Genomic DNA, 6,093 nt, shown 5'->3' with positions numbered 1-6,093 from the left:
GGCGATGGGATTCGAACTCATGGACCTGTTACAGTCGACGGTTTTCAAGCCCATCGATTATTCGAATAGTTTCAATTGCTTAGGAGTTTTCGATTCCGCAAGAAAAACTTATTGGCCACATTGCGCTGGCCCCTATGGAACCGTCCGTGCGTCTGGCACGATTTTGAAGGATTGGAATGCTAGCCGAGCTTTAAATACAACTGCGTTGGGAAAATGCATTCTGACTTTTTGTCTTACCGACTCGAGCGGCTCCTCACATAGCGGTCCGAGGATCACCTCCACCAGCTCAATATCATTACTGATTGGCCAGAAATGGCGTGAGTCCTCAGCGATTGCTTCGCTCAGATTCACGAATCGACGGTACTCTTCCTCATACCGCCACCCCCCCGACTTGGTGCACAGTAACTGCTGTTGTAGCTCCTCGCTCAGCTTCTCAGGGGTTGGTGTAGGGCCTAACGCATCAAGGATGCGGTCGTCTTGGTAGCTGACCTGCTGAACTGTATCGCGGTTAACGTCAAAGCCTAAACAGATTCCAGTGTGCTTTTCAGCGTAGTGACTCCACATTACTGGCTCCGACCAATCGCCAGCAAAGCACAATAGGCCCATCAACGAATGGCGTTTATCTTTCCAGTTTCTTACGACCTGGCGCATCTTTTGCTCTTTGAAATTTGCGGCAAGTAGCTCGAAGGGATCGTTCAGGTCTGCAAAGCGCGAGACCTTGATGCGCCTATTCTCTATATTACTAAGGGCATACTTGACGCTGGTAAGATTGTATAAGCGAATTGTCGAACTATTAGTTGGTGGAGGGCAGGCGATTGCGCTGCCCATGTCTGGTTTATATCCTGCAGCGATCCATTCGCGCCTGAGAATTTGGTGAGCTGGCATGCATTTTCCTACGCGGCAGAGATGGTCGTGGGAGCCATCGCTAATTGTTGGGGTAGAACTGCACTCTTGATTGTGCAGAGGCACGTTCGAGATGGGTGACGTTGCAGTGGAAGCCTACCTTTTGCTTTATATTTTCCGCCCAGACGCTCCGCTCCAACAAGTTACAGCACCTCTATCTCATTTTCACGCAACCAGCCTGCCTTGATAACGCTTCGGCGTGCAGCCTCTGGATCTTCGGTATAGAAAATGACCGCCAGACTTTCCTGCGCACGACTACATGTGACGTAAAACAAGCGACGTGTTCGAGTCAGTGGGTTGTCTGATGCCTCTGCCTCTTTCTGGATATCCGAAGAGGAGGGTGGTTTGACTCCCAGCGCCTTCTCGTAACTCCATAAAAAACCAGCTGCCTCCTCATCATCAATGATTACCATGACTCGCGGGAACTCCAGCCCTTTCACCCCTTGGTGGGTGCCATAGGGGGAGAGCTCACTGCAGTATTTGGCATACGCGTTAAGTTGGGAGAAAGGGCTGCTGATTAAGAGGCGATAAGCATGGACTTCCATCACTTCACGATCGCCAATCTCAGGAAAATCTTCGGTGGTTGCACCCATCTCAAAAGCGGCCTGAAGTCTTTCAGGGACAGGCAACAGATACGTGCGTAGCAGCACACCCACGACGTCACCAATCAACGGATCGTTTTCAGTAAAGAGAGCTAGTAAATCCTGAGTTCCGGCGCGGGCTTGCTCTATGGTTGACTTCTGGTCAGGCGATGCTGCGAGCCGCTCCCTAGCCAATAGCGGCGAGATTAGTCTAACAACCTCCATCAGTTTGAAGCTGTCTACCTGAGCGGCCTCGGTTATAGGTATCACCCCATCTAGGAAAACTCTGAGTGCGGGAAGCGTGCCATCTAATAAACCGGTCTTAAGATGTTCAACCTGATAAAGCGGAACAAATACATCGTCGAATCCCATTCGCCGGCTCGCCATTTTGTGCTCAAGAATCAGTGTCTTTCGACCCTCCATACCCAACCTCCATACGAGGTCGCCAGTGATGTCGGCCATGTAGTTAGCAACCCGATCCTCAACTTCGAAGCTGGAGGATGGCTGGCTTCGAACACAGTACATCCGTACTGTACCCTCCAAGGCACCATCCAGCGGCTTCTGCTGGTGTTTGTCGACCTGCCACCGGATGGCATTGATCAGCTCGACTATCCGTACTGGGCATCGCCTGTTGATGATCTTCTCGGGCTTCGCCCAATCGGGCGGAATGGCTGCGTCCAGGTTCTGCTTGCCGTGACCGTAGATGCTTTGCATGGTGTCACCCAGTAAGCCCAGGCAGAACCGTTCAGACGCTTGCGCCTGCACAACCAGAAACGCGTCCATCAATGAGGCCATGGTGTCTTGGCTCTCATCAATCAGCAAAACCGGATGCTTGTCCACCAAAACGTCAAGCAGTGGTTTTCGTTGGATGAACGCTGCCGCGAGCCCTATCACATCCGAATGGTTTAGCGCTTGGTGACCACGGTTTTCGCCCGTGGGGCTGTAGGTGAAGTCATATATGTGCTCAATGTTGGCGAGACGTTTCGCCTTGCGATCCCGCTCTGCCTTGTTCGCTCTAAAGGTTTTGTTTTCCCCACGAGCTTTGCCCAGCTTTTTGTCGAGCTCATCAATATCGCTGGCCAATTTCAATCGCAGCCAGACGCGTATGTCATCGTTGAATCCCTTGATCATCTCCCAAGCGAAGGAGTGTATGGTGGACACCCAAACCAAAGGGTCGTGCTCCAGTCGACGCTTGACTTCTTCCGCGGCTGCGTTGGTGTAGGTAATAATCGCAATCTGGCGCCCCTCAACCGTCAACTGCTCGTGCGCTCTTTTTTTGAACCCACGTACTGCCTCGACGAGTGAGTAGGTTTTCCCTGAGCCGGCGCCGGCATACAAGAAGAAACTCTTGGGAGTTTCCATGTTGAGGCATTGTTGAATCATGTCGTCAGCATCTGGCAATGCGGTCATGCCTCAACCTCCGTAGACATGGTCGTAACCAAAACGAGCTCTGACTGTTTTTTGCGAAGCTTCGACTCAAGCCACTCCAGACCCTCCCGAATATAATCAGGCACTGTTAGCTCAGGGAAGGCAGCATCACCTAGTACTTCCAGAGCAAATTCAGCCTTATTGCCGTCTCTCAACGCTTCAAAAAGATCATTCGCGAGTTCCTCCGGTGTCTTGGCTACCTGAAGAGACCGAGCAAATCGGCCGACCAAACCGCGGCCGGAGCGAGCAGCGAAGTGCTTGGCGTTGCTAAGCACAAGGCTGTCTTCAAACGTATTGGCCAACACCTCCACAGGGGTTGGTCCGGTTCCTTGAAGCTGGGTAAGGATCGGCGTTTGGTAGGCAACGCGGATCGCAAATAGCTCATCGAGCTCCTGGCATTTCTGTTCATCAGACAATCCCAGCAAGTCGTCCACCTTGACTGACGCTTCCTTCATTCTTAGCCAGTGTTTCAGAGTGGGGTTATTGGTTGATAGATCGGCACCGCGCCGAGCTGGTTTCGCAACTTTGTTTTTCCCCGCATCCAGATCGGTGATGACCAGCGTCACGATGCCGAGAGCGTCAATCAGTGGTCTCAGCCGATGAGCATGGCTACCCCCGATATCCAGGATGGTGATGTAGCACTGGTCAAGGAATTTAAATTGCGTACGGAGAAAGTGTGGGAGAAGCATCCGTTCCGCAGTACCCTCGACCAGTATCACCGCATCGGCGAAGAAAAGATCCGCGTGTTGTGCTCTAAGATATCGAGTAACAAACTCCTTTGTGTAGGAACCTTCGCCGAAGACGTTTGACAGATTGGACACCGTGGATACGGGTACATTCACATTGTCCATTCCTGCCGGCAGGCGTCGAAAATAGCGAAGGTGTTCGTACTCAACCTCGTGCGTGACATGACTGGAGTGTGTGCTGACCACCAACTGCGTTTTGAGATTGGGGTAACGCTTTATCAGATCGTCTTCGCAAAGCACTTCATACGCATGCCGAACAAACACTTGCTGCACCTGGACATGAAGGTGTGCCTCGGGCTCCTCGATCAACACCAAGTGGATGGGCTCTAACCCGACAGTAGTCTGCTCCTCAGGGTTTCGATGCTTTTTGAGCCAGTCATCGCGAAAGCTCATCAGTCGAAATATCATCCAGATCAGATTCTGATAGCCCAGACCGTTTGACGTTTCAGGTAGCCGCAAGACTGACGCGCCGGGCGCAGCATTCTTTGAGTCGACCTCGAACAGCACAGCAGCCTCGTGATTGAGCCCATCTGTAGCTGCAAGTTTTGCTTGAAGGGTAATCGTAGGATCGCTGCGCCCGGGATACCCCAATGTCTGAACTTGTAACAGTGCTGGGCCGAAGCTGGTGCTGAGCCGAGAGTTGAAGGCGGACTGAGCGACCTCAATGGCACGCAGTGCTTCAAGGTCGGATACTTCCGGTGTATCACCCGGATCAAGATGTTTATCGTAGTAAGTGCGTAGCTGCTCAGATAGCTTCTTGCCTCCCGTCGACTTGGAGTCGGTCTGGCCGTCGTCCCCATGATCACCGAATCCCCGTTGAGCGTTGATCTCGTGAATCTTGATCAATCCTTCTAAAGGGTTTTTTTCCAATGCTAATGCAGTTGTCGAAAGCCTTTGTGGCATCGCTCTACGCATCATCCTAGGAGGAGTGTGAAGTTTGCTAGGGTCCAAACGGTACGAACGTATTTTGAACATTTTACCGAGCCGGCGACTTAGGTAGTCTGTCAAATTCTGAGGCCAGAGGCGCAATCTGGTTTGATGTTGCACCAGTCCAACCACGTCCGTATCTGAAGTGACGTCTTCACTTTGAGGCTGACCATTCATTTCGAGATTTGCCGCCAAGACATCCTCGAGGGTTCCGACCCGTTCGCGCTGTTTCCGGTAATCGGCAAATAACTCGGCCATGTCCTCAGGCTCCAGACGGAACCGCATGCCTACCAGGCCACCATTCCACTCAAAGTTAGGGATGAGGTCACGGACATAGTGAAATTCGCCGGCCTCGGCAGAGATCCAGATATCGAGATGGGGAAGCCAGCTGTCCCAGTCATTTGCTACGGGAAGGTCATCAGAAGCGCTTGCTGTCTCCCATAGACGACCGATGTCGTCGATAAAATCGAAATGGCAGAGAGTCAGGTCTTGCATCCTGATTCCAGAAGCTTTACCACTCAAGAATTTGCGTAGCGCGAGCATCGCAGAAGACTTTCCGCTGTTATTTGCACCCACTAGCAAAGTGGTTTTATCGGAAAGATCTATCCGAACTGAATGGAGCTTACGGAAATTGGCAATTTCCAGATGCTTTATCTGCATGCTTCGTCCTTGAGTTCAGGGTAGTGTGACAATGCTAGTGAATGTAGCTCGGAAGAAAGGAATGGCAAACAGTCCTACTGCGGTATTCCGGCGGCCGAGGTGGCTGCTTCTCGAGATGAGAGGTGTACCGAGCCATCCAAGAGGTAATTTGTTCTGTTTGTACTTTTTCCCAGAGGGGGGACTCGGTCGCCGCAGGTTGCGTCTGAGACGTCGCCTATAATTGAAATCGATTGAGCACTAAAGTGGCGTCATCAAGGCATGATGTATCACACCGACTGACAAGAATATCTCAACACAGGGGGCGTCATGATTGTATGTGAAGGAAGGCTAAGTGGAGAATTTAAAGGCTTCGAGGATCAGGACACTGAGTTCGAGTTTTATGGTGGACAAAAGTGGCGGCAAGCGACCTACTACTATCACTATCACTACCACTATGCCTACATGCCCCAAGCAAAAGTGGTAAGGAACGGTGGCAAACTTATGCTACAGGTCAGCGGTATGAATGTGGGGGTCGAAGTGGTTCCGGCTTGATCCAAACCTCATAGAAGATGGTCGCTATGCCGAATTAGGTAGGGCGACTAATCATTATTTAGGTTTGGAGGGGCGCACCCAATGAATCAGCACGATGTACGAGCCTCAAAACTGATCAGGCTCCTTGTCGGAAGCGGGTTCACGGCTGAAAATACTATTCCGCAATTTTTTTTGAGTCCTTGTTTTTGTTGGTCTGCAGAAGGAGCGATTTTCGATGCTTGCGGAAAAATTAAGATCATAAGTGTATGATTTTTAATGATTTATTCGTGGACTTAAAATCCCCCGCTCGTAAGGGCGTGCCGGTTCGATTCCGGCTT

Annotated in this window: 3 protein-coding genes; all 3 read right to left on the bottom strand. The window is 51.3% G+C overall.

Features of this window, described 5'->3' with window-relative positions:
* Positions 1–132: 132 nt before the first annotated feature.
* A complete protein-coding gene (locus PseAD21_RS29100) occupies positions 133–885 on the bottom strand; it encodes a DUF2971 domain-containing protein (RefSeq protein WP_102359144.1) in 753 nt (250 codons plus the stop codon).
* 161 nt (positions 886–1,046) lie between these two features.
* Positions 1,047–2,894, bottom strand: coding sequence for a UvrD-helicase domain-containing protein (locus PseAD21_RS29095; RefSeq protein ID WP_102359143.1), 1,848 nt, complete (start codon positions 2,892–2,894; stop codon positions 1,047–1,049).
* The gene (locus PseAD21_RS29090; protein ID WP_102359142.1) at positions 2,891–5,245 is read right to left on the bottom strand and encodes an AAA family ATPase; all 2,355 of its coding nucleotides are present in this window, start codon (positions 5,243–5,245) and stop codon (positions 2,891–2,893) included. Before PseAD21_RS29090 ends, PseAD21_RS29095 begins: the two co-directional genes overlap by 4 nt.
* Between the last annotated feature and the right edge of the window lie 848 nt (positions 5,246–6,093).

It is taken from the genome of Pseudomonas sp. AD21 (genome assembly GCF_002878485.1).
Classification (GTDB): Bacteria; Pseudomonadota; Gammaproteobacteria; order Pseudomonadales; family Pseudomonadaceae; genus Aquipseudomonas.
The sequence above is the reverse complement of the archived record's forward strand: the minus strand, read 5'-3'. Positions and strand labels throughout refer to the sequence as shown.

What these genes read in the sequence shown, in the direction of transcription:
- PseAD21_RS29100 (WP_102359144.1), bottom strand. Translation starts at nt 885, where the DNA reads ATGCCAGCTCACCAAATTCTCAGGCGCGAATGGATCGCTGCAGGATAT.
- PseAD21_RS29095 (WP_102359143.1), bottom strand. Translation starts at nt 2,894, where the DNA reads ATGACCGCATTGCCAGATGCTGACGACATGATTCAACAATGCCTCAAC.
- PseAD21_RS29090 (WP_102359142.1), bottom strand. Translation starts at nt 5,245, where the DNA reads ATGCAGATAAAGCATCTGGAAATTGCCAATTTCCGTAAGCTCCATTCA.